Source organism: Janthinobacterium saanense (assembly GCF_014200675.1).
GTDB lineage: Bacteria > Pseudomonadota > Gammaproteobacteria > Burkholderiales > Burkholderiaceae_D > Janthinobacterium.
The window spans coordinates 86,307-109,716 of sequence record NZ_JACHCI010000021.1; the positions used below are offsets into that span (position 1 = coordinate 86,307).

14 protein-coding genes are annotated in these 23,410 nt (G+C 60.2%); 9 read left to right on the top strand and 5 right to left on the bottom strand.

Features of this window, described 5'->3' with window-relative positions:
- Positions 1 to 17: 17 nt before the first annotated feature.
- A complete protein-coding gene (locus HDE72_RS22900) occupies positions 18 to 2,258 on the bottom strand; it encodes a serine/threonine-protein kinase (protein WP_183746301.1) in 2,241 nt (746 codons plus the stop codon).
- Positions 2,259 to 2,544: 286 nt separating this feature from the next.
- Here HDE72_RS22900 and tssF point away from each other — a divergent pair, with 286 nt between their 5' ends.
- The 7 genes from tssF to HDE72_RS22935 are packed head-to-tail and all read left to right on the top strand — an operon-like array spanning position 2,545 to position 13,387.
- Positions 2,545 to 4,389 (top strand): type VI secretion system baseplate subunit TssF, encoded by a 1,845-nt coding sequence (gene tssF / locus HDE72_RS22905; protein WP_183746319.1) that lies wholly within the window; start codon positions 2,545 to 2,547, stop codon positions 4,387 to 4,389.
- Positions 4,350 to 5,390 carry a type VI secretion system baseplate subunit TssG gene (gene tssG, locus HDE72_RS22910; protein WP_183746333.1) on the top strand — a complete coding sequence of 347 codons (1,041 nt, stop codon included), beginning with the start codon at positions 4,350 to 4,352 and terminating at the stop codon, positions 5,388 to 5,390. Before tssF ends, tssG begins: the two co-directional genes overlap by 40 nt.
- A gap of 39 nt (positions 5,391 to 5,429) precedes the next feature.
- On the top strand, positions 5,430 to 8,174 hold the full coding sequence (locus HDE72_RS22915; protein WP_183746336.1) for a type VI secretion system Vgr family protein: 2,745 nt from the start codon (positions 5,430 to 5,432) through the stop codon (positions 8,172 to 8,174).
- A gap of 17 nt (positions 8,175 to 8,191) precedes the next feature.
- Positions 8,192 to 10,438, top strand: a complete 2,247-nt coding sequence (locus HDE72_RS22920; protein ID WP_183746339.1) for a T6SS effector phospholipase Tle3 domain-containing protein — start codon at positions 8,192 to 8,194, stop codon at positions 10,436 to 10,438.
- A 27-nt stretch (positions 10,439 to 10,465) separates the two neighbouring features.
- Positions 10,466 to 11,809, top strand: coding sequence for a hypothetical protein (locus tag HDE72_RS22925; protein WP_260176872.1), 1,344 nt, complete (start codon positions 10,466 to 10,468; stop codon positions 11,807 to 11,809).
- Positions 11,806 to 13,101 carry a hypothetical protein gene (locus HDE72_RS22930; RefSeq protein WP_260176873.1) on the top strand — a complete coding sequence of 432 codons (1,296 nt, stop codon included), beginning with the start codon at positions 11,806 to 11,808 and terminating at the stop codon, positions 13,099 to 13,101. The genes HDE72_RS22925 and HDE72_RS22930 overlap by 4 nt, the downstream gene beginning before the upstream one ends.
- Positions 13,102 to 13,123: 22 nt before the next feature.
- The gene (locus HDE72_RS22935; protein WP_183746342.1) at positions 13,124 to 13,387 is read left to right on the top strand and encodes a PAAR domain-containing protein; all 264 of its coding nucleotides are present in this window, start codon (positions 13,124 to 13,126) and stop codon (positions 13,385 to 13,387) included.
- 9 nt (positions 13,388 to 13,396) lie between these two features.
- Here the strand turns inward: HDE72_RS22935 and HDE72_RS22940 are convergent, their stop codons facing one another.
- The 4 genes from HDE72_RS22940 to HDE72_RS22955 all read right to left on the bottom strand — a co-directional run bounded on the left by HDE72_RS22940 (position 13,397) and on the right by HDE72_RS22955 (position 20,035).
- Positions 13,397 to 14,719, bottom strand: a complete 1,323-nt coding sequence (locus HDE72_RS22940; RefSeq protein ID WP_183746345.1) for an aspartate aminotransferase family protein — start codon at positions 14,717 to 14,719, stop codon at positions 13,397 to 13,399.
- 58 nt (positions 14,720 to 14,777) lie between these two features.
- Positions 14,778 to 15,053 carry a hypothetical protein gene (locus tag HDE72_RS22945; protein ID WP_183746348.1) on the bottom strand — a complete coding sequence of 92 codons (276 nt, stop codon included), beginning with the start codon at positions 15,051 to 15,053 and terminating at the stop codon, positions 14,778 to 14,780.
- Between the two features lie 149 nt (positions 15,054 to 15,202).
- Positions 15,203 to 17,773: a cyanophycin synthetase gene (cphA, locus tag HDE72_RS22950; RefSeq protein ID WP_183746352.1), complete on the bottom strand. Its 2,571-nt coding sequence runs from the start codon at positions 17,771 to 17,773 to the stop codon at positions 15,203 to 15,205.
- 84 nt (positions 17,774 to 17,857) lie between these two features.
- Positions 17,858 to 20,035, bottom strand: coding sequence for a cyanophycin synthetase (locus HDE72_RS22955; RefSeq protein WP_183746355.1), 2,178 nt, complete (start codon positions 20,033 to 20,035; stop codon positions 17,858 to 17,860).
- A 465-nt stretch (positions 20,036 to 20,500) separates the two neighbouring features.
- Between HDE72_RS22955 and HDE72_RS22960 the strand changes: the two genes are divergently transcribed.
- Together HDE72_RS22960 and HDE72_RS22965 are read left to right on the top strand one after the other, a co-directional pair.
- Entirely contained in the window at positions 20,501 to 22,783 is a 2,283-nt protein-coding gene (locus tag HDE72_RS22960; protein ID WP_183746370.1) for a cyanophycin metabolism-associated ABC transporter, read from the top strand.
- A gap of 2 nt (positions 22,784 to 22,785) precedes the next feature.
- The gene (locus HDE72_RS22965) at positions 22,786 to 23,256 is read left to right on the top strand and encodes a cyanophycin metabolism-associated DUF1854 family protein (protein ID WP_183746373.1); all 471 of its coding nucleotides are present in this window, start codon (positions 22,786 to 22,788) and stop codon (positions 23,254 to 23,256) included.
- The last annotated feature ends 154 nt before the right edge of the window (positions 23,257 to 23,410 follow it).

The following is a 23,410-nucleotide window of genomic DNA, read 5'->3' on the forward strand; positions in this document are numbered from 1 at the left end:
CCAAGGGCTTACAGGGGTCATTTTTTATTGTCTCTTTCCAGGGTAATGAGAAATTGTTGGTAGCGGGCATCTCGCCGCAGGTTCAACAGATCGGGGGCTGATTCGATCAGATTGAGTGGGTAGCCAAGCTTGCTGGCACGTATCAGCGCATTCAGCGCTTCACTACGGTTGTTAATTAATTCGTATGTTAGAGCTGCCCGGAACTGGACTTCGGCTGCTTGTGGGGCCAGATTAACCGCGTGTTTTACTATGTTTAAGGCTTGTTTTTTTTCGCCTACGTAGGCTTGATATAGCGCCATCCGTGAGTTCATCGTAATATCGTTAGGCATGCGCGCGAGCATAGGGCTTAACAGTTCAATAGCGCGGGAATATGACTTTCTTGATAATTTTATTTGTGCAGGTACCCAGCGTTGAGCATCAGCCAAGTTAGCCCATAGTAAATATGTTCCCGGACTTCCCTTTTTCTCGGAGACGGCATTTTCAAATGCTTGGACAGCAGCAAGATAGTCACCTTTTGCAAACAAAGAAGTACCAAGATTTGTATACAACTCCCAGTGTGGATGTATCTGCAGGCCCTGCTGTAGAACTTGTAGGGCCTCATCACCTCGGTTCTGTCGAAGTAATGTTGCGTTTAAGGATGCGTAAGCACTAGGCGATTGTGGGTCCATACGTATACTGTTACGAAATATTTTCTCTGCGGTAACATAATCGCCCTGCTTGTAATACATATAGCCCAGCATGGAATTGAACAAGCGCTCTTGAGGGTATGCTGCAATTGCTTTTTCTAGTATGGAGTGGGCTGATTCGAATTTATGACTAATGATATATAGACGAGCTTTTCCATACAAACCTAGTAAATTATTCGGTTCTAAATTTAACGATATTGTCGCCTCACGTAATGCCTCTTCATTTTTTCCTTGGATTTCGTATACCCAAGCTTGTGCAACATGAGACAGAGCGAGTTGATTATCTGCCGCCAAAGCCTGCTTTGCGCTGACATCTGCCCTTTGTAGCCAGGTTTCATCGCGACCGTTGCCGGTATAGCGTAAACTCGAAGCTAGCGATAAACCGGCTGCAGCTGCCGCATTTGATGGGTTGTGCTCTAGTACTTTGCTAAACTCTTCGATGGCAGTTCTTTGGCTGGTATCGCGATCAAACACCCGCAGTGCTTCCATACCCGCTGCCATGCTGGCCATTTCCGAATACGGTTGCGGTGCTTTTTCGCCAGTTACAAGCGATTTCACCACAGGCAGCACATTTGGCAACTGCCATCCCGCCAGTACTGCCAACAACGCGATGGCGGCGCCCCATTTCAATGTACGCTTGCGGGGGATGGGTAGCTGGATGGAAACGGTGGCTGGCAGCTCTTTTTGCGCAAGTTTCTCATTAACAAGAGGCGTTGCCGATCTTGCCGCTTCCCCGCGTTGCGTCCCGATCGCATCGCGTACGTCGCGCATGGTGCGTGGGCGGTCGCCCGGGTCGTGCGCCGTCATGGCGCGGACCAGGGCGTTGATGGCGGGCGGGACGGTGTCGGGCAGGTCTGGCCAGGGATCTGTCGCCTGCATGTGGGCGGCAGCCAGGGCCAGGCCGTTCAGGTGGGCGAAGTGGCGCTGGCCGGCCAGCATTTCGTACAGCATGGCGCCCAGCGCGTAGACGTCGCCGCGCGTGTCGGGCAGGCGGCCCATCAGGCGTTCGGGCGCCATGTAGGCGATGGTGCCCTGCAAGTCGCACAGGGCGGTGGTTTGCGTGGCTTGGGGATCCATGTGGCGGGCCAGGCCGAAGTCGAGGATGCGCACCTTGCCGTTCGCTTCCAGCATCAGATTTGATGGTTTCAAATCGCCATGCACCAGGTCCATGGCGTGTGCCTCGTCCATGGCGTCGGCGATCTGGTAGCCGATATCGAGCGCCGCTTCCACGGTAGCCGCACCGCTGTGCATGAATTGGCCCAGCGTCTGCCCCTCGACCAGTTCCATCACGATGGATTGGCCTGTGCCCTGGCCTTCGATGGAAAAGATACGCACGAAGGCGGCATGGCGCAGCGAGGCGGCCAGGCGCGCTTCATTGATGAGTTTTTCGGGATGCAGTACATCGGCTTGCGGTTTCAGGCGCTTCAGCGCCACGCTGCGGCACAGCTTGGTATCCCATGCTTCGAATACATGGCCGAAACCGCCTTCGCCCAGCAAGCGGCGCACTTCATAATGCTCGCTGATATTGCCGTCTTGCAAAGTGGGCTGACGCAGGGGATCGAGCAATTCCATAGACCTTGGCTGAGAGTGCATCAACATGTGCACCAAGCATTAAATGTGTTTGAATGCGCAAGATGATTGATTTTAAGTAACATACTGATTTAAAACGATTGTTTCGAATAAGTCAATTAATATTGGCAAGGAATGAACAAAAGGCCAGCCGGGGAGTTTTTCAGTGTTGCTTGCCGGGCCATGCCAGCCATTTTGTCCAAACGCAATTTCTCCCTGATCGCCTGCCCCAATAATGCGGATGGGGCCGTGCCGGCATGTGCCGCCCGCCCACAGCGGAGGGGCGGGCATGGACGAGCTGCTGCAGTATTACGAACGCGAACTGGGCACCTTGAATGGGCACAACCAGGCTTTCGCCCGGCGTTATCCAGCCATTGCCGGCGCCTTGGGCCTGGCAGATGGCGTAGCAGGAGGGCCGCAGGATCCGCACATGGCGCGCATGGTGCAGGCGTTTGCCATGTTCAATGCACGCACGGCCAAGCGCCTGGCCGATGCTTTTGGGCTATTCAGTGAAACCTTGCTGGAAGTCAATTTCCCCCATTATTTGCGTCCGTTTCCCGCTTGCTCGATTGCCCGTATCGATAATGATGGCGACAACACTACCGGCCTGGCCATCATTCCACGCGGCACCATCATGCATACCGCCGAGCATCAAGGCGTCGCCTGCAAGTTCCGCACCGCGTATGACGTGGCCGTGGCGCCGCTGCGCCTGGCCGAGGTGCGCTATCAGTCCATCGTTGCGGCGCCGGCTGCGATACGGTTTGCGCCCGGCCTTGGTTCGGCCATCAGCATCACGCTGGAAGCGAGCGGGGCAACGCAGACGCTGCCGGACCTGGCGCTGCCGGCGTTGCGTTTGTTTATTGATGGCGAGCCCTCGTTTGGCGCCACCTTGCGCGATTGCCTGTTCATGCGCGTGCGCGCCGCCTATGTGGAAACGGCCGAGGGCGCCTGGCAGGAGCTGAAGCAGATACCGCTGCAACCGGTGGGTGTTGCCCTGGATGAAGCTTTGATACCGTACACGGCCAGGTCTCACCCCGCGTATCGCTTGCTTGGCGAATGGTTTGCCTTTCCTGAAAAGTTCAATTTTGTCGACCTGGATATAGCCGCGCTGCAGCCGCATCTGGCGGCGGGCAGCCGGCGTTGTACGGTGCACTTGCTGCTGGCCGACCTGCATGCCGATTCGGATATCGCGCGCATCTTGCGGCCTCTTTCTACCAAGCATCTGTTGCCAGGATGCACGCCGGTGGTTAACTTGTTCAGCCAGCCGGCCAATCCCATCCGGCTGAGCCAGACCAGCGCCGACCACGTGCTGTTGCCATCGGTGCGGCAGGCACAGTTCTACGATATTCACAGCGTCGATAGCGTGCAGGTGCTCAGCGAGACGTCGCAGGGTAATGCGCTCGACGAGTTCCATCCCTATTATTCGATGCGCCATGGCGAGGCGGGCGGACGCCTGGGCCGCTATTGGGTCACGCGGCGCGATGAAAACATGGCTGTGAGCAACCCAGGCTACGACATGCGCATCGCTTTTGTCGACGGCGCCATGCAGCCCTTGTCCGACGTCACGCAAACAGTGTCCATCATGCTCACTTGCAGCAACCGTGATTTGCCCAGCCGTTTGGCGTATGGCGCCGCTGGCGGCGATTTGCACCACGATGGTCTGGCCAGCACCTTGCCGGTACGCCTGCTGCGCAAACCCACCAGTACCTGCCGTTTTCCGGCGGGGGCCGCTTCGCACTGGCGGCTGATCGCGCAATTGTCCTTGAACCACCAGTCGCTGAGCGAGCAGGGTTTGCCGGCCTTCAAGCAAATCCTGGAACTGTATAACTTGCCGGGTTCCGTCAGTGCTGCGCGCCAGATCGCCGGCATCATGGGCTTGCGCCATCGCTCTGCCAGTACCTGGCTGCACGATGCGGCGGGTGGCAGCCTGGTATTCGGTATTGACGTCTTGCTGACGGTCGATGAAGAAGCGTTTGTCGGCAGCGGCCTGCATGCGTTTGCGCAAGTGGTCGAGCATTTCCTGGGCCTGTACGTGCATCTGGGCAGCTTTACCCGCTTGATCGTCTTGTCGCACAAGAATGGAAAGGAGCTGTTGTGCTGCCTGCCACGCAATGGAAGCCAGGCGCTGGCTTAACCAGTCATGTCATCAAGCGTTTGCTCGATGATCCGTCCCGCTTCGATTTCTTCCAGGCGGTGCGCCTGCTGGCAGCCTGGCTGATACAGCAGGGCATGTCGCACGAACAGGTCTTCGAGCATTGTCTGCGCCTGCATGGCAGCACATCGCTGTCGTTTGCCGCGAGCGAGATTGAACAGCTGTGGCTGGAGCTGAGCGATACCGATGAGATGCACGTGCATCTGCAGCCAGCCATGACCGGTTTCCTGGGCGTGCATGGCAGCTTGCCCTTGCATTACACGGAAATGATCAACCGCGTCGAACGGCAAACCGGCGATGACGGCCCGCGCGCCTGGCTGGACACTTTGTCGCAGCGGGCCCTGGGCCTGTTTTATCAAGCCTGGGCCCGCTATCGCATCGAATGCCAGGCGGACGCGGACGGCGGCGATTTCTTGCAGCTGCAACTGGCCCTGGCTGGCAGCTGGCCGGCCCAGCTGGCGCAGCAGCCTGATGGTTTGCCGGCCCATGTGCATGCTCATTACGCGGCCATGCTGCGCCATCGTCCGGCGACGGCCGAAGTGATGCAATCTGTGCTGGCCGAGTATTTTGAGGTGCCGGTGCAGCTACAGCGCTGGATAGGCGACTGGTTTTGGCGCGCGCCGCAGGAACATAGCTTGTTGGCGACGGCCAATTGTCTGCTGGGGCGGGGCGCCATGCTGGGTGAACGCTGCCGGCGTGCGGATTTGCGCGTGCGCCTGGTGCTGGGGCCTTTGGCGCGCGCAGCCTATGACGACTTTTTGCCTGGCCGGCCAGGCGCGCTGGCCTTGCGGCAAATGCTGGCGCTGTTTGGCTTGCCGTCCGTCAGTATCGAAGTGCGGCTGGTGCTGCGGCGCGAAGCAGTGCGTGGCTGCGTGCTGGGCATGCCAGTTGGTTTGGGGCACGACACCTTTCTGCTCACCACACCGCCGCAGCATGACCGTGATGATATGGCTTACGACATACGCTTCGATGGCTCGGCCTGACGCCATGCAGATATCAATCAACTTGATGGGAGGCTTGACGTGAAAGATTTCGCGCAATGGATGACGTCTGAAAAGACCTTGAGCTCGGATAACCGCCCCTTGCGGCTGCGCCTTGCCTATCCGGAAGGCATCAATGAAGATGTGCTGCTGCCGCAGCGCATCAGCGGTAGCGAGGCTATTTGTGGCGGCATCGAGTACCGCATCCTGTGCGTGGCGACCGAGGTGCAACTTGCCCTTAAACAATTCATTGCCGTGCCGGCCGAGTTGCAGATCGTCACAGACCGGGGCCAGCTGCGCCGCGTCTGCGGCATCGTGGCCGAAGCATGCGCGGGGCAAAGCGATGGTGGCCTGGCGACCTATCAGCTGGTGTTGCGCGACGCCCTGGCCTTGATGGAAAAGCGCATCAATACGCGCGTGTTTCGCGGCAAGAATGAATTGCAGGTGGTGCAGATATTGGTCGATGAATGGCGCCAGGGTAATAGCGTGCTGGCCGCCAGCCTGGACTACGCCATCGATCCGGCACTGGTGGCGCGCAACCTGCCGGTGCGTGAATTCACCATGCAGCACAATGAATCCGATGCCGCCTTTATCCGCCGCCTGCTGCGCCGCCGGGGCATCGCCTGGTGCTTCCAGCCGGGATCCTCGACTGCTTCCGCGGACGCAAAGTTTCCTGTCCACACCTTGTTCTTGTTCGATGACGCCAGCCGGCTGCCGCAGAACGCGGCTGGCACAGTGCGTTATCACCGCGATGATGCGACCGAAGAACGCGATACGGTCACGGCCTGGAGCGCCGTGCGCCGTTTACAACCGGGAAAGTCCGAACGCTACAGCTGGGACGAGGGCCATCCGCACAGTCCACAATTCATGCGCACGCAGGCGGTGGGCATGGTCGACCAGGGCGGCAATGGCAATCGCCTGGCAGCCAGCCTTGACGACTACATCGTGGAAATGCCCAATGCCGGCGCCAGCAATGACGATCAGCGCTATCTTGGGCAACTGGCCATGGCGCGCCACGATCTGGAAAGCAAATGTTTCCAGGGCGAGGCCTGCGTGCGCGACTTTTGTGCTGGTCAATGGTTCAGCCTGGAAGGGCATGCCGAGATCGATAGCCATCCGGCGGCCGAGCGTTGTTTCGTCCTCACGGCGGTCAGCGTATTGGCCAGCAACAACTTGCCGAAAGGCCTGGATGCGAGGATAGAGCGCTTGTTTTCCCAGAGCGGCTGGCCTTTGGATAGCGGCTTGGCGCCGCCGGGCATGGCGGACTCCAGCTCGGCCTTGCGCTACCGCAGCCGTTTTACCTGTGTGCGGCGCGGCATCGAGATCGTGCCGGGCTACGATGTACGCAGCGATTTGCCGGTCGTGCGCCTGCAGAGTGCGCTGGTGGTGGGGCCGGCTGGCGAAGAGGTCCATTGCGATGGCCTGGGCAGGGTCAAGCTGCGCTTTGGCGCCACGCGGGCGCAAGACCATGCGCACGCCGGTGGCTCGGGCGCCTCTGACACGGAACGCGATTCGGCCTGGGTGCGCGTCGCCTCCAGCTGGGCCGGCAATGGTCCAGGTTCCAACCAGCAGTGCGGCACTTTGACCTTGCCGCGCATCGGCACGGAAGTGCTGGTGGATTTTCTCGGTGGCGATCCTGACCAGCCCATCATCATCGGCCAGTTGTACAACGCCGTGGGTGTGCCGCCAGGGCTGAGTCAGCGTGGTGGATTGCCGGGCAACCGTTATCTGTCCGGCATGCGCAGCCGCGAAATAAAGGGCGGGCGCGGCAACCAGTTGCGCTTTGACGACACGCCATCGCAAATTAGCGCCCAGCTGGCCAGCGACCAGGCGGCCACCCAATTGAACCTCGGTTATCTGGTCGAGCCGCGCAGCGATGGCGCGGGCCAGCAGCGCGGCGACGGTTTTGAATTGCGCAGCGACGCCAGCGGCAGCTTGCGCACGGCGCGTTCGCTATTGATTTCGGCCTGGAAAAGAATCGATGCGCAGGGCAAACAACTCGACAGCGCTGAACATCTGAGCTTGATGAAGGAGTGCCTGGAATTATTCAGTTCGCTGGGCGAGTTCGCCGCCCAGCATCAGGCGCTGGCGCTGGACCCTGCCGGTAGCCGTGCATTAAGCAGCGACATTGCCGCTGATAAAGCCACTATCAGCATTACCGCACCGGACGGCGTGGCGCTGAGCACGCCCAAGACCGTCGCCACTCACGCGGGCGCGAATATCGACCTGGTCGCCCAACAGCATTTGCAACTGACGGCGGCGCAGCGCTGCAATGTGAATGCGGGTAAAGGCATTTCCCTGTTTGCACACAAGGACGGCATCGTGCAAGTGGCCCATTTCGGCAAGTTTTTGTTGCAAAGCCAGCATGACGCACTGCAAGCCGATGCCGCCAAGGAAATGAAACTCACGGCCGGTACGCGGATGATCGGCGTGGCGCAAGACGAAATCACCTTCATGACGGCCGGTGGCGCGTACCTGAAACTGTCGGGCGGGGCGGTGGAACTGGGCGGGCCGGGCGCGCTGACGGTGAAAACCGATGGCCATCACTGGAATGGTCCGGGCAGCATGAAAGGGGACTTGCCGATCTTCGGTGAAGGTGACCTGGGCCGCACGCCGCGCTTGCTGCGTCCGACCGATGGCTTGCCCGTGGAAGGCGTGGAAGTGCATGTCGAACGCGAAGGCGGCAGCCCCTTGACGGCTACCAGTGGCGGCGATGGACGCGGGCCGAAGGTGCTCAGCGATCATTTGCAAAAGCTGAAAACCTTCTTCTTCGTGCGCCGTTCCTGACATTAAAAGGTATCGCGATGACCTTTGATCCACATCCAGCGCTATGCGACGACCCGAATATCGACGTGCATGCAGCATGCGGCTTCCTGGCCCTGCCGCATCACGGTGATCACGACATGCTGCAGCAATTGCCACTGCCCGGTATCGTCATCTTCGTGCATGGCGTCAATTCCGACGGCGAGTGGTATCAGCAGAGCGAGCAGGGTTTGTGCGCGGGCCTGAACACGCGCCTCAAGCGCGAGTGCACCCACCTGGTCCACGCCGGTCCGGAAGGCGGGCAATTGACGCCGGTAAACTATGGCGCCGAAATAACGGCCGACGGTTTCATCAACCCGGAAATGTCGGCCGATACTTTGATCCAGGAGGCCGGTACTTTTTCGCCCGTGATCCGCTTTCGCTGGGGCTACAAGGCTTGCGGCGAGGAATTGCAAAAATATGGCAAGGGCATTTACCTGAATGAACAGGATTATTGGGGCGGCGGGCCGTTTGCCAATGGCTGCAGCGCCCTGGCCGACTTGTGGAAGGATGGCCTCAGCGATGGTCTTTTCCTGTGGTACAAGATCCAGCACATGAATCCCTTCGGCGAGCGGGAAGTATTCAGTTGCCCGCCGCGCCCGTATTTCGTGCTGGCCGCCTATCGGCTCGCCAAGCTGGTCGAAGCCATACGCCAGCAGCAGGCCGATGTGCCCGTGACCATTGTTTGCCACAGCCAGGGCACGATGGTGGCGATGGCCGCCGCCTTTCTCGGTGCGCGCCTGCCACCGGTGCAGGCGATGGCGTGCGTGGCGGATAACTATGTCATCTGCAATTCGCCGTACAGCCTGCTAGAAAGCAACGGCTCCGAAAACTGGGTAGGCAGCAACCTGCGTGGCACAGACGGCAGCACCGGCAGGCTGACCTTGCAGGCGCGCATCGATACCTTGAAGAATTTCTTTGACATTATCCGCAAGCGGGCCAGCCTGGGCGAGGTGCAGACGGACCAACGCATCGACCGCTGCATGGCCAATGCCGAGCACGGTTTTTCCGCTGCGGCAGACCGTGAAAAATATGGCATCGCCGGGGCTGAGCGGGGAGGTAAAAAATCTTCGTATGGCCGGGTGACGGTGTATTGCAATCCACATGATCTGGTGGTGTCCTCGATTGCCATCCAGGGCATGGGTTGGCGTGGCTTGTCCGGCTCGCTTGCGCCTGGCAGCAAGAATGGCGGCGAACTGGCGGCGACCAATGCGGCCGGCGTGTTTGTACAGCGCGTGTTTGCGCAAGGTTTTGAGGTCGGCAAGCAAGGTCATTACCATTATTGGAAAGACCACTGGCGCAAGCCCAAGCCTGGTGGTGATGGTTTCTGGTTTCCGGCGCAAAAGTATGCGAGCTATTCCATCAAGCAAGGTATCGCCGCCAGCGAGAGCTGGCTTGCCGTCGTGCTGACCATCGCCTCGGCGCCGTTGACGATCGTTGGCCTGGGCCTGGCCCAGCAGCCGACCAACGGTTCGCCAGATAAGGGGTGGCAGATCGAATTGAACGCTCCCGACCTGGAGCCGCCATTCACGCCCCAATCCTTGCGTTTTGGCCAAAAAAGCGAGGAATTCGATCAAGGCTATGACCCGGTCGGCGAATCGCGCGAGGCAGGCAAGCCGCGCTCGCCGGAAGACGATCATTTTGCCGACCATGAAATTCCACTGGGTGGCTTGCAAGGCCAGCAAGGCAAGCTTGAAGCCAAACGGATGGATAGCGCCAAGGGTACGGCGGCGGACGAAGCGCGCCTGAAATTCGAGCAGCGGGCGGAGATACGCGCCCTGGCGCAGCGGGAAAACAAAAGCCCGGCCGGACAAAAGGTGCAGCAGGAAATGCCCAACGCCACGCCTGACGCGGCTTTCCTGCAATGGCGCAGCACGCGGATCAAGGAAAGGATGGCCGAGCAGGTGGGTAGCTACGCCACCGACCATTCCACCATCATGACCAACCCCATGCACGCCGAGCGGGCGCTGGCCTATGACGTGCCGGTGGGCGAGTGCCGTATCAAGCCGGAAGCGTTGCGCAAGTTAAGGGTGGCGGCGGATTGGCGGTTGTTGGAGTGGGTGGGTGAAACTAATTCTGCAAAGATATTTGAAGAATATTTTGCTAAGGCCACGCTTGATGAAGTCTCGATATCAGAATGGGTAGGGCGCTCTGATTGTCCTGCTTGTATGCCCGATTCAATCGTCGATCAGCGTCAAAACCCGCCACGAAGTGCTACGCCTACATCGGGCGAGTTAGCTCATGGATGAATCTATATTGATAATGGAGAATCTGGTATGTTGAAAACCCTTTTCCTATATGCATTGATTTCATTTTTGGCTTTAACTTTTTTAGCTGCTTGCGCGCGCTTACGCGTATCGGCGACTACGCCCTCGAATGCTAGCGTTGCATCTTCTGAAACTGCTAAGCCGCCTTATATGGCGCAAGTAGTAGCCGTACAATGGCTTAACCCCTTGCAACGGAGGGATTACCCAACACAATGGCAGTTGTTGTGGACCTTGGGGTTGGTGCAGCCAAATCCAGACGACGATATGGTCAGAGAAAAGCCCGGAAAATATTTGAAATTACAGGCGATCTCTCCTGTCGCCGCTGGCAATGAGGGTTCAGAGACTTTTGTTGGTTATCATCGAAAGTACATTCGAAAGATAATAAATCTTTTTCACGGTGTTTACTATTCAGATCCTGAATATTTCTACAATGTTCACTCGGCTGAAAACCGGTCCCGTTGGCGTGAGCTTGCCGGTATCCATATCGAATATGCGCTACCAGAAGGCAAGCTTGATCCGGTGGAGTCAGGCGCTTTTTTACAGGATTATGTCCGTAGTACATTTAGCATAGGCAACCCCAGTTTCCCCACCCTCTGGACCCGCTCCACGCTCCCCGATGTCCGCGTCACCATGGGTGGCCCCAACGCCGGTTTTACTTCCTTGTCCGCCGCCTTGGACTACCTGCAACAGCATCCAAAGGAAACTGTCTGGGCCATGAACTGGGATGCGCCCAGCCGGCCCAAGGATAGGCAGATCAATGAAAACCTGGTGCTACTGGTATTGGCCGGGCCTGACTATAAAACGGAGCGGGCGCCGCTGGCCTGGCTCGGCTATCCGGTCACGAAAAACGTGAGTGCATTCGAAGCGAAGCAGGGCGAGCCCTCGCGTTCTGTGCAGGCGTGGACGGCGGCGATTGGCGAGGCGGCCGGCAAGATCAACCGGACAGAGTCCGACATTGGCTATCTGATCCACGATGCGGGCAATACCAGCAAGGATGTCTCGGACCGTATCGGTCCGCTGGCACAAACGCTGACCACGCAATTGCCGGAATTCGATTTCCTGAAACAAAGTTTCAATATGCCAGCCCTGCTGGGCGAGACGGGCGCCGGTACGGCTTTGACCAATGTTGCGTTGGGGATCGCTTATGCGCATCACTTCGGCAAACCGGTGCTGGTGGCCGGCACCAGCAACCTGGCTGCGCCTGTGGCCTTGGTGGTAGCGCCGCCAGCGGTAGTGCGGCCGATACAGGCGAATAAACCATGGTTCCGAGCCCGTACTGGCAACTATGCGTATCTGCCATGGTGGGGGCTGCGCCATGATGCACGGGAATACCAGCAGGGGTTTTCGCAATGAAAGCGCTGAGCGGCATTCTCGTTTTTCTTTTACTCGGTGCTTGTGCATCGATGCCTGCCCGCGATGACATGAAAAGCAGCGGCCCGTTCATGGCGCAAGTGGTTGGCTTGCAATGGTTGAATCCTTTGCAGCGCAAGGATTATCCGACTGAGTGGCAATTGTTATGGACCTTGGGACTGGCGCAGCCAAATCCGGACGATGATATGGTCAGAGAAAAACCTGAGAAATATTTAAAGTTACAGAGTATCGGGTCTATCGCTGCTGGAAATGAGGGAGCTGAAACGTTTCGAGGCTATCATAGGAAATACATTCGTATAGCAATGAATTTGTTCCATGATATTTATTACTCAGATCCAGAATATTTCTATAACGTTCACTCTGCTAAAAATAAGTCCCGTTGGCGTGAGTTGGCCGGTATTCATATCGAATATGCACTGCCAGAAGGCAAGCTCGACCCGGTAGAAGCAGCAGATTTCGTCCGTGAATATGTCGCCAATACTTTTAGCATCGGCAATGTCTATTCACCTACGCTGTGGACCCGTTCAACTCCGCCCGATGTCCGCGTCACCATGGGTGGCCCCAACGCGGGCTTTACTTCACTGTCCGCCGCCCTCGATTACCTGCAACAGCATCCGAAAGAAACCGTCTGGGCCATGAATTGGGATGCGCCCAGCCGGCCCAAGGATAGGCAGATCAATGAAAATCTGGTGCTGCTGGTGCTGGCCGGGCCTGACTATCAAACGGAGCGGGCGCCGCTGGCCTGGCTCGGCTATCCGGTCACGAAAAACGTGAGTGCATTCGAAGCGAAGCAGGGCGAGCCTTCCCGTTCTGTGCAGGCGTGGACGGCGGCGATTGGCGAGGCGGCCGGCAAGATTAATCGGCCGGAGACTGATATCGGCTATGTGATCCACGATGCGGGCAATACCAGCAAGGATGTCTCGGACCGTATCGGCCCGCTGGCGCAAACGCTGACCATGCAATTGCCGGAATTCGATTTCCTGAAACAAAGCTTCAATATGCCAGCCTTGCTGGGCGAGACAGGCGCCGGCACGGCTTTGACGAGTGTGGCGCTGGGGATCGCTTATGCGCATCACTTCGGCAAGCCGGTATTGGTGGCCGGCACCAGCGACCTGGTTGCGCCTGTGGCCTTGGTGGTGGCGCCGCCAGCGGTAGTGCGGCCGATACAGGCCGATAAGCCGTGGTTCCGCGCGCGTAGCGGCAACTATGCCTATCTGCCATGGTGGGGGCTGCGCCATGATGCACGGGAATACCAGCAGGGGTTTTCGCAATGAAAAACATTCACAGGAGAAGGCCATGCGCGGCGTGATACGCTTGAATGATCCCACCAGTCATGGCGGCAAGGTGGCGGGGGCGGCGCCCAAGACCACGGTGCTGGGTCTGGCGGTGGCGCGCAAGGGCGATGCCTGCAGCTGTCCTATACGGGGGCACGACCGCTGCGTCATTGCCGAGGGAGACCCCAATGTGCTGATCGACGGTGTGCCCGTGGCGTTTGACGGCCACAAGACCAGTTGCGGCGCCAGCCTGATTTCCACGGTGGGAACAAGCGGGCGCGGCTGAAGAGAAGATTTACGCCAGGCTGGTATCGATCGCTGTCCCCAGCTTGTCGACGATTTCTTCGACATGGCTGGCGTCGATGATGTAGGGCGGCGCCAGCAGTACGTGGTCGCCGTGCAGGCCGTCGATGGTGCCGCCCATGGGGTAGCACATCAGTCCCGCCTGCATGGCTTGCGCCTTGATGCGCGCGTGCAGGCGCAGCGCGGGGTCGAACGCTTGCTTGCTGCCGCGCTCGCGCACCAGTTCGAGTCCCAGGAACAGGCCCCGGCCACGGATGTTGCCCACGTGGGGGTGGCCGCCGAAGCGCTGGCGCAAACGCTGCTGCAGCAAGTCACCCATGTCCCGCACATTCGATAATAAATCGCGTTGTTCGATTTGTTGTTGCACGGCCAGTGCGGCGGCGCAGGCGGTGGCGTGGCCGATGTAGGTATGGCCGTGCTGGAAGAAGCCGGTGCCGGCGCGGATGGTGTCGCGGATATCTTTTGACACCATCACGGCGCCGATCGGCTGATAGCCGGCGCCCAGGCCCTTGGCGATGCAGATCAGGTCAGCTGTGATGCCTTCTTGTTCGCAGGCGAACAGGCTGCCCGTGCGGCCCATGCCGCACATGACTTCATCGAGGATGAACAGGATGCCGTGGCGCTGGCAAATGGCGCGCATATGCCTGAAGTAGTCGGCCACGGCGGGCAGGGCGCCGGCAGTCGCGCCGACCACGGGTTCGGCGATGAAGGCCATGACGTTTTCCGGCCCCAGTTCGACGATATTGTCTTCCAGCTCCTGGCCCAGGCGCGCCACGTAATCGCCATCCGTTTCATGGACTTGCTGGTCGCGCCAGGCATAGCAGGGCGCCACGTGGGTCACGCCGATCAGCAAGGGTTCGAATTGCTGGCGGCGCCAGGCGTTGCCGCCGGTGGCCAGCGCACCCAGGGTGTTGCCGTGATAGCTCTGGCGGCGCGCGATCAGGTGACGGCGCTGCGGCTGGCCCCGTTCGACAAAATACTGGCGCGCCATTTTCAGGGCGCTTTCCACCGCTTCCGAACCGCCCGAAACGAAATACACACTGTCGATGCCGGCCGGCGCTCTAGCCACTAAAAAGTCGGCCAGCTCTTCCATCGGCTGGCTGCTGAAAAAGGCGCTGTGCGCATACGCCATGCGACCCACTTGCCGCTGCACGGCGGCGATCACGGCTGCATCGGAATGGCCGAGGCATGAGACGGCCGCGCCACTACAGGCGTCCAGGTAGCGCTTGCCATCGGCATCGATCAGATAGGGGCCATCGCCGCCGGTGGCGATCGGGTAGTTGCTGCTCAGGCTACGGTGGAAGACATGGCTCATGGGCTGCTTTCGGTGAGTTTGGAGGGCGGTACTGTCACTTGAAACATGCGATGTTGCATCAATAGTGCGGTGCATCACGGCTGTTGCCAGTCCTGGGCCGCAAACGGGCAAACAAATGGGGGGCGGTGCTTTGCCGGCGCGGTCCGGTGGTCAATATGCGCAAGGCGATCTCCAGCCCCACGTCGTGGCAATGCAGGAACAGGGCGGCGGCGCCCGTGCCGGCCATTTCCTGCAAGGCCAGCGCATGCTCGACCAGTGCGGCCGTACGCATGTCCAGCCGTGCGGGGATATCAGGGGAAAATAGCGTGCTGTCGACTGTAAAAATATTGCCCATTGGCACCTCCTGGCTAGCCATCAGCTTAGGTGGGAGCTGTCGTTTGATATTGAGCCAGATCAACTTTGACCAGATTTTTGCACCATGTATCGTGCGCCCCGACAAAAAAAACGGCGCCGCAAGGGCGCCGTCATATGGGGCAGGAACGCTTACGCTTCTGCCACGCGCTGGGCGATATGCGCCAGCGCTTCTTCCACCTGGTCGATCAGGATCAGGCACAGATCGCCTTCGCCCAGGCGCGCCAAAGCCTTGTCGATGGCAACGAATTCACCATTGATTTCATCGATATGGCTGGTGCGTTTGGCGCCCGTCAAACCCTGGCGCAGCAGGGCCACCACTTCGCCATCGGCGCGGCCGCGCTGGCATTGGTCCTGGTACAGCAGCACGTCGTCGAAGGCGGCGCCGAGGATTTCCGTCTGCTGGCGGATGTCTTCGTCGCGGCGGTCGCCGGCGCCGCTGATCACCACCGAGCGGCGCTTGGCCGGCATGCTTTCCACCGCCTGCACCAGCGCCAGGATGGCGTCCGGATTATGGCCGTAGTCGGCGATCAGGGTAGCGCCCCTGTAATCGAACACATTGAAGCGGCCGGGCGCATTGTCGTTTTCGTTGGCGAACGATTTCAAGCCCCTGGCGATGGCATCCCAGTCCAGGCCCACGGCCCAGGCAGCGCCCAGCGAGGCCATCACGTTTTCAACCTGGAAGCCGATTGCGCCGTTACGGGTGATCGGCACTTGCGACAGCGCGATTTCATGGCGCTGCTTGCCTTCGGCGGCCACCAGCTTGCCGTCTTCCACGTAGACTACGCGGTTGCCCTGGGCGCGGTGCGCGGCCATCACCGGATGGCTCTTGTCGGCGGCGAAGAAAGTCACCGAGCCGCTGCAGTTTTTCGCCATGCGGGCGACCGCCGGGTCGGTGGCGTTCAGCACGGCCACGCCGCTGTCGGACACGTTTTGCACGATCACGCGTTTTAATACCGCCAGGTCTTCCACGGTGGTGATGTAGTTCAGGCCCAGATGGTCGCCGGCGCCGATATTGGTCACCACTGCCACCTGGCAGCGGTCGAAGGCCAGGCCTTCGCGCAGCATGCCGCCGCGCGCCGTTTCGAATACGGCGGCATCGACGTCAGGGTGCAGCAGCACATTGCGTGCGCTGCGCGGGCCGCTGCAGTCGCCGCTGTCGATCTGGCGCCCTTCGATATACACGCCATCCGTATTCGTCATACCCGTGCGCAGGCCGGAAGCCGTCAGCAAATGGGCAATCAAACGTACGGTGGTGGTCTTGCCATTGGTGCCCGTGACGGCGACGACCGGGATGCGGCCGTCATCGCCTTCTTCGAACATGGCCGCGATGATCGCTTCGCCGACCGGGCGTGGCCGGCCGAACGAAGGCGCCAGGTGCATGCGCAAACCCGGTGCAGCATTGACTTCAACGATGCCGCCATTCTGTTCTTCCAGCGGTTTCAAGACGCTGTCGGCAACCACGTCCACGCCGCAAATGTCCAGGCCCACCATGTGCGCGGCGGCTACCGCGCGCGCTGCCACTTCAGGGTGCACGTCGATAGTGACGTCGGTCGCCGAGCCACCGGTCGACAGATTGGCGTTATTGCGCAGGATGACGCGCTGGCCGACCGGCGGAATCGAGTCGGCCACATAACCCTGCTTGGCCAGGCTGGCCAGGGCGATGTCGTCGAAACGGATTTTCGTCAGCGAGGTGGCGTGGCCGCTGCCACGGCGCGGGTCTTGATTCACTTGATCGACCAGCTGGCGCACTGTGTGCTGGCCGTCGCCCACCACTTGTGGCGGGTCGCGGCGCGCTGCCGCCACCATCTTGTTGCCGATCACCAGCAGGCGGAAATCATGGCCCGGCAGATAGCGTTCGATCAGGATGTCGTCGCGGAATTCCTGCGCCGCGATAAAGCCGGCCGTCAGCTGTTCGCGCGTGGTGACGTTGACCGTCACGCCCTTGCCCTGGTTGCCGTCTTTTGGCTTGACGACCACCGGCAAGCCGATTTCGCAGGCCGCTGCCCAGGCGTCGTCGGCGTCAACCGCCACACGGCCTTGCGGCACCGGCACGCCGGCCGAGTCCAGCAGCTTCTTGGTCAGTTCCTTGTCTTGCGCGATGGCTTCGGCAATCGCGCTGGTGCCGTCCATTTCGGCGGCCTGGATCTTGCGCTGCCTGCTGCCCCAGCCAAAAGTGACCAGGCTGCCTTCGGTCAGGCGGCGAAACGGAATGTTGCGGGCCACGGCGGCGTTGACGATGGCGCCCGTCGATGGGCCCAGGCGCACGTCTTCGTCCAGGTCCTGCAATTGCTGCAGGGCGCCGGGCAAGTCGAACGGCGCGTCGTCGAGCGCGGCGCGGCACAGCTGCTGCGCCAGGTTCAGCGCCAATCGGCCCACTTCTTCTTCCGAATATTCGACCACCACCTGGAAGATGCCGGTTTCCAGTGTAGGCGTGGTGCGGCTGAAGGTGACGGGGCAGCCGGCTTGCGCCTGCAGGCCCAGCGCCGCCAGTTCCAGCACTTGCGCCATTGGCGCGGCATTGTAGTTACCCAGTGGCTGCAGCGGGCTCAGTTGCGGGAAGAGGTTGCGCAGGCGCGCCTCGAATCCAGGCAATTGGGCGATGTCGAGTTCCTGCGTGGTGCAGGACACAATGGCTTCCACGGCAGTGTCGTGGCTCCAGAGGTTAGGGCCACGCAAGGCCCGTACGCGAGATACTTCCATAGTTAAACCGTTAATCCTGTTATGTTCTTGGGGCCCGGCCGAAACGGGGCTTATTTTAAAACTGGGCTCAGTTTAGTTGCCGACTTAATTCCCGACACTGCCAGGCGCTGCATCGAAAGTGCGCAGGCCGGCGCAGATCAGGTCTGCCGACAGGTCCAGCGCCCAGGCAGCCGCCACGGCTGCCAGTACGCTGTCGACATGGCCGGCGGTGGCCGGTTTCAGCAAGTCCAGGCACAGCAAGACGGTTTCGATGCCGCCTTCGGCCAGCACGATGTGGTGCTCGCGCACGAAGGCTGCGCGGCGGCCGGCTGCCAGGTGTTCCGTGATGGCGGGCAGGCTGCCGTTCTGGGCGTACAGGGTTACCGTGCCATCGCACAGGTCGGCCAGTTCCAGTACCTGGGCGTCGTTGGCGTTGAGCACGGCCACGCCGGTCGACAGCACTACGTCTACCTGGCTGCGCACCACCTTGTACAAGGCGTCGGCACCCTGCACGTCGAAATCCTTGACGCTATCGAGGCTGCCCATGTCGGTGACCACGCCGACCTGGCAGCGGTCATAGGCCAGGCCTTCGGCCAGGATCATGCGCGGATTGCTTTCAAAGACGGCTGCCTGCACGCTGCGGTTGATCAGCAGGCGCTGGCCCGCATCCCAGTTCACGCAATCGCTGCTGGTGACGCGGCGCTGGTCGAGGAACATGCCTTCGCCGCAGACGGCGCCGGTGTGCTTGCCCGACAGGCTGAGCAGCTTGGCCAGCAGGCGCACGATCAGGCTGGCGCCTTGCGTGCCCGTGACGCCGACCAGTGGAATGCGGCCCGATTCGTCAGACGCAAACAGATGCTCGACGATGGCCGTGCCGACCGGGCGCGGTTTGCCCACGCCAGGCTTGATGTGGGCCAAGAGGCCGGGGCTGGCATTGACTTCGATGATGGCGCCGCGCTGTTCTTCGAGTGGACGCGTGATATCGGTGGTGACCAGGTCGATGCCGGCGATGTCCAGGCCGACCACGCGCGCGGCCAGCAGGGCGGCATGCACGACCGATGGGTGTACCTCGTCAGTGACGTCGATGGCCACGTTGCCGTTCGGCTGTATCAGCACTTTCTGGCCAGCTTGCGGCACGGACAGGGCGGTCATGCCCTGGCGTTCCAGTTCCAGGATGACTTCGCCCGATTCATGCGGCTTGACCACGCCCAGCGGGAAGTCTTCGCCTTCGCCACGGCGCGGGTCGGTATTGATCTGCGTGTTGACCAGTGCCAGGATGGTCGAGACGCCATCGCCATCGACCCACAAGGATTCGCCCTTGGCCGCGGCGACCAGCTTGTTACCGACCACCAGCAAGCGGTGTTCGTCGCCCGTGATGAAGCTTTCCACCAGCACGGCCGAGCTGTCGCCCTTGCGCGCCGCCAGGTCGTAGGCGGCTTTTACGTCGCTTTCGGTCATCAGGTTCAGCGAGACGCCACGGCCATGGTTGCCGTCGTATGGTTTCAGTACGACGGGCAGGCCGATGTCCTGTGCTTCTTCCCAGGCCGCTTCGGCGCTGCGCACCAGGCTGCCATCGGGCACGCGCACGCCGCACGATTTGAGCAGGGACTTGGTCAGGTCCTTGTCGCTGGCGATGCCTTCGGCAATCGCGCTGGTGCGGTCGGTTTCAGCCGTCCAGATGCGGCGCTGCGCGGCGCCATGGCCCAGTTGCACCAGGTTGCCGTCGTTCAGGCGCAGCGAAGGAAGGCGGCGCTCGGTGGCGGCATCGACGATGGAAGCCGTGCTCGGACCGAGGCAGCGCGAGTCCACCATGTCGCGCAGCGGCACCAGGGCCGCTTCCAGGTCGTAGGCTTCATCGTTGATGGCGGCCAGCAGCAGCGTGCGGGCAGTGTCGAGGGCAGCGCGGCCCACTTGCTCTTCGCGCGTGCGGAACGCCATCTTGTAGACACCGCGCTGGCTGGTCGAACGTGTCTGGCCAAAGCCCGTGCGCATGCCGGCCAGGTTTTGCAATTCCAGCACCACGTGTTCCAGCACATGGCCGGCCCAGGTGCCATCGCGCAGACGTTCTAGGAAGCCGCCCCGTTCACCCACGCCGCAGCGGTGCTCGATCAAGCCTGGCAGCCAGGCGATCAGCCGCTCGTACAAGCCGGGCAGGGTGTTGGAGGGAGAGTCTTCCAGTTCGCCGATATCGACCCAGGCTTCAATCACCGGGCGGTAGGTCCAGATGTTGGGGCCGCGCAAATGGGTAATGCGGAGAAAATCGATGTTCTTCTTCTTGATCATGTAAGTGGTTTCTTGATAACAAGCCAGGCGTCTGGGCGCCAGATACTTTATAGGGTGGCTTACAGAGACTTTTCAGGCTCGTGCTGTGTTCTTTATCCCGGGTATGCGCAGTGTGCCACTTTTGGCGGCCTTTTGTCGCGTTTGCTTATTGTATTCTGACTCCAGTTGCTATTTTTTATTGTCATCATTGTTATAAAGATAGTGTTTTTGCCAGAATAACCAGCATTTACGCAACAGCGAGCTGTTGTATACTTGCAAAAGCGCAGCGGTGTCTGATTATTTCTTGCGTCTTTGCCTAGTCAAACTCTGATCGGCACGCATCCATTCGATACAATACAGGAACTGCCCTGGCATTCCGCCAGCCGCCACCGCGCAATACAAGAATACAAACATTGATCGGGCGAAGCCCCATCCCCCAAAATCCCGCCCCTGAGGGCCAGGCCTTGAGCCGGAGTATGCTTTACGATGACAACTGAACTGAGTGTTCCTGCAACAACCATTCCTGCCAACTCGTTACCGACAACATTGCCAGAAACGTGGCTGGCGGAAGTGGAAAAGAATCTTTCTCCAGGGGAGAACGTTTTAAGTAGCGTTGAGGTTGACCTCGATGCACGATTACGTTTCACAAAAGGCTTAATAGTTGTTACCGAGAAGCGTCTGTTAGCGCGCGCACCCGGCGAAAGCGCGTGGCAAAGCTGGTCTTACCGTCCCGGCCTGCGCCTGACGCATCATGACCACGCCGGTGTCGGCCACCTGGAATTGCTCGATGACCACGGCCGCCTGGCGTCGTGGCGCTTTACTTTGGGGCAGAACCTGCATGCGATCCGCGTGCTGGAGCAATTCGTCGAACGCCTCGACAGCCATTTGACGGGGCAGCCGGTGGTGGAAGCCGAACAGGAAGTGTGCCCCAGCTGCAAGGCGCCTCTGGAGCCGGACCAGGAAGAATGCCCGATCTGCGCCAAGGTGCTGCACACGCCGCCATCTACCTGGACCCTGCTGCGCCTGTGGCGCTTTGCCCATCCCTATCGTGGCCAGCTGGCGCTGGGCTTCTTCCTGATGCTGCTCAGTACTGGCGCCCACATGATCCCGCCGTATCTGACGGCGCCGCTGATGGACAATGTGCTGATTCCGTATCAAAACGGCAAGCATATCGATCCTTGGCTGGTGGTCTACTATATGTGCGGCCTGCTGGGTTCAGCCCTGCTGGCCTGGCTGCTGGGCTGGTGGAAAACCTATATCCTGGCGATCGTCTCCGAACGCATGGGCGCCGACCTGCGTTCGGCCACCTATGAACACCTGATGAAGCTGTCGCTGGAATTCTTTGGCGGCAAGCGCACGGGCGACCTGATGTCGCGTATCGGCAGCGGCAGTGACCGCATCTGCGTCTTCCTGTCGCTGCATTTGCTCGATTTCGCTTCCGACGTGCTGATGATCATCATGACCGGCGCCATTTTGTGGTCGATGAACCCGTGGCTGGCCGTGATGACACTGGCGCCGCTGCCTTTCATCGCCTGGATGATCCATCTGGTGCGCGACCGTTTGCGCACCGGCTTTGAAAAGATCGACCGCGTGTGGAGCGAAGTGACCAACGTGCTGGCCGATACCATTCCCGGCATCCGCGTAGTCAAAGCGTTTGCCCAGGAAAAGCGCGAAGCTGCCCGCTTCCGCGAAGCCAACGCGCACAACCTGGCCGTCAACGACAAGCTCAATAAAGTCTGGTCGCTGTTCTCTCCGACCGTATCGTTCCTGACCGAGATGGGCTTGTTGGTGATCTGGTGCTTCGGCATCTGGCAATTGTCGCGCGGCGAAATCACCGTCGGCGTGCTGACCGCCTTCATCGCCTACAGCACGCGCTTCTATGGCCGTCTCGATTCCATGAGCCGCATCGTTTCCGTGACGCAAAAATCGGCCTCGGCTGCCAAGCGCATCTTCGACATTCTCGACCACGTGTCGAGCGTGCCGGAACCGGCCAACCCGGTCAAGCTGGACAAGATCGAAGGCCGGATCGACTTGCGCGAAGTCGGTTTCCGTTATGGCAACCGCGCCGTCAACCGTGGCATCACGCTCAACATCAAGGCCGGTGAAATGATCGGCCTGGTGGGCCACAGCGGTTCGGGCAAGAGCACGCTGGTCAACCTGATCTGCCGCTTCTATGACGCTTCGGAAGGCGCGATCCTGCTTGACGGCGTCGATATCCGCTCGTTCGCCGTGGCCGACTACCGCCGCAATATCGGCCTGGTGCTGCAAGAGCCCTTCCTGTTCTTCGGCACCATCGCTGAAAATATCGCCTACGGTAAACCACACGCCACGCGCCAGGAAATCATCGCCGCCGCGCGCGCCGCGCACGCCCACGAATTCATCCTGCGCCTGCCGCAAGGCTACGATTCCATGGTCGGTGAACGGGGACAGGGCTTGTCTGGCGGCGAACGCCAGCGCATCTCGATTGCCCGCGCGCTGTTGATCGATCCGCGCATCCTGATCATGGATGAAGCCACGTCGTCGGTGGACTCGGAAACCGAAAAAGAGATCCAGAAGGCGCTGGACAACCTGGTGCAGGGCCGCACGACGATTGCCATCGCGCACAGGTTGTCGACCCTGCACCGGGCCGACCGCCTGGTGGTGCTGGACCGTGGCCAGGTAGTGGAAGTGGGTAGCCACGATGAATTGATGGCGAAAGAGGGCGCCTATTTCCGCCTCTATGAAGCGCAGGCGCGCAACGCCGAACTCGCACTGGAAGACAAGGAATAAGCATGGCCAGCACCACATTTACATTGACGCGTGACAATTTCGGCAAGCTGGTGATGACGGCCGAAGACGGCCAGGTCTACCACGGAGTGGCGCCCGTGCGCGCCTTCCCTATCCAGTCGCCCGATGAAGGCATTTCGCTGGTCCAGGGCGACGGCAAGGAAGTGGCGTGGATCGATCACGTCGACACTTTGCCGGAACCTGCCCGCACGCTGGTGAAGGAAGAACTGGAAGGGCGCGAATTCATGCCCGAGATTTCACGCGTGGTCAGCGTCAGCAGCTACGCCACGCCCTGCACCTGGCAGGTGGAAACGGACCGTGGTCCGACCCAGTTCGTGCTGAAAGGCGAGGAAGACATCCGCCGCATCGGCGCCACCTCGCTGTTGATCGCCGATAACCACGGCATCCACTTTTTGATACGCGACATGTTCGAGATCGACAAGAACACCCGCAAGATCCTCGACCGCTTCCTGTAGGCATTACGATTTTCGCCCTGCCTGGATATTGATGCCGCTCAGTTCAGACTGAGCGGCATTTTTTTTGGTGCGCCCAGCATGGGCGCACTCCTGCGGGTGCAAGTCCCGCCGCGAGCTGACCACAGTGAGCGAAGTGAAGCGCAACTGCGGGAGG

Bases quoted from the DNA above. Each gene is read 5' to 3' on its own strand.
- HDE72_RS22900 (WP_183746301.1), bottom strand. From the start codon at position 2,258: ATGGAATTGCTCGATCCCCTGCGTCAGCCCACTTTGCAAGACGGCAAT.
- tssF (WP_183746319.1), top strand. From the start codon at position 2,545: ATGGACGAGCTGCTGCAGTATTACGAACGCGAACTGGGCACCTTGAAT.
- HDE72_RS22920 (WP_183746339.1), top strand. From the start codon at position 8,192: ATGACCTTTGATCCACATCCAGCGCTATGCGACGACCCGAATATCGAC.
- HDE72_RS22925 (WP_260176872.1), top strand. From the start codon at position 10,466: ATGTTGAAAACCCTTTTCCTATATGCATTGATTTCATTTTTGGCTTTA.
- HDE72_RS22930 (WP_260176873.1), top strand. From the start codon at position 11,806: ATGAAAGCGCTGAGCGGCATTCTCGTTTTTCTTTTACTCGGTGCTTGT.
- HDE72_RS22935 (WP_183746342.1), top strand. From the start codon at position 13,124: ATGCGCGGCGTGATACGCTTGAATGATCCCACCAGTCATGGCGGCAAG.
- HDE72_RS22940 (WP_183746345.1), bottom strand. From the start codon at position 14,719: ATGAGCCATGTCTTCCACCGTAGCCTGAGCAGCAACTACCCGATCGCC.
- HDE72_RS22945 (WP_183746348.1), bottom strand. From the start codon at position 15,053: ATGGGCAATATTTTTACAGTCGACAGCACGCTATTTTCCCCTGATATC.
- cphA (WP_183746352.1), bottom strand. From the start codon at position 17,773: ATGGAAGTATCTCGCGTACGGGCCTTGCGTGGCCCTAACCTCTGGAGC.
- HDE72_RS22955 (WP_183746355.1), bottom strand. From the start codon at position 20,035: ATGATCAAGAAGAAGAACATCGATTTTCTCCGCATTACCCATTTGCGC.
- HDE72_RS22960 (WP_183746370.1), top strand. From the start codon at position 20,501: ATGACAACTGAACTGAGTGTTCCTGCAACAACCATTCCTGCCAACTCG.
- HDE72_RS22965 (WP_183746373.1), top strand. From the start codon at position 22,786: ATGGCCAGCACCACATTTACATTGACGCGTGACAATTTCGGCAAGCTG.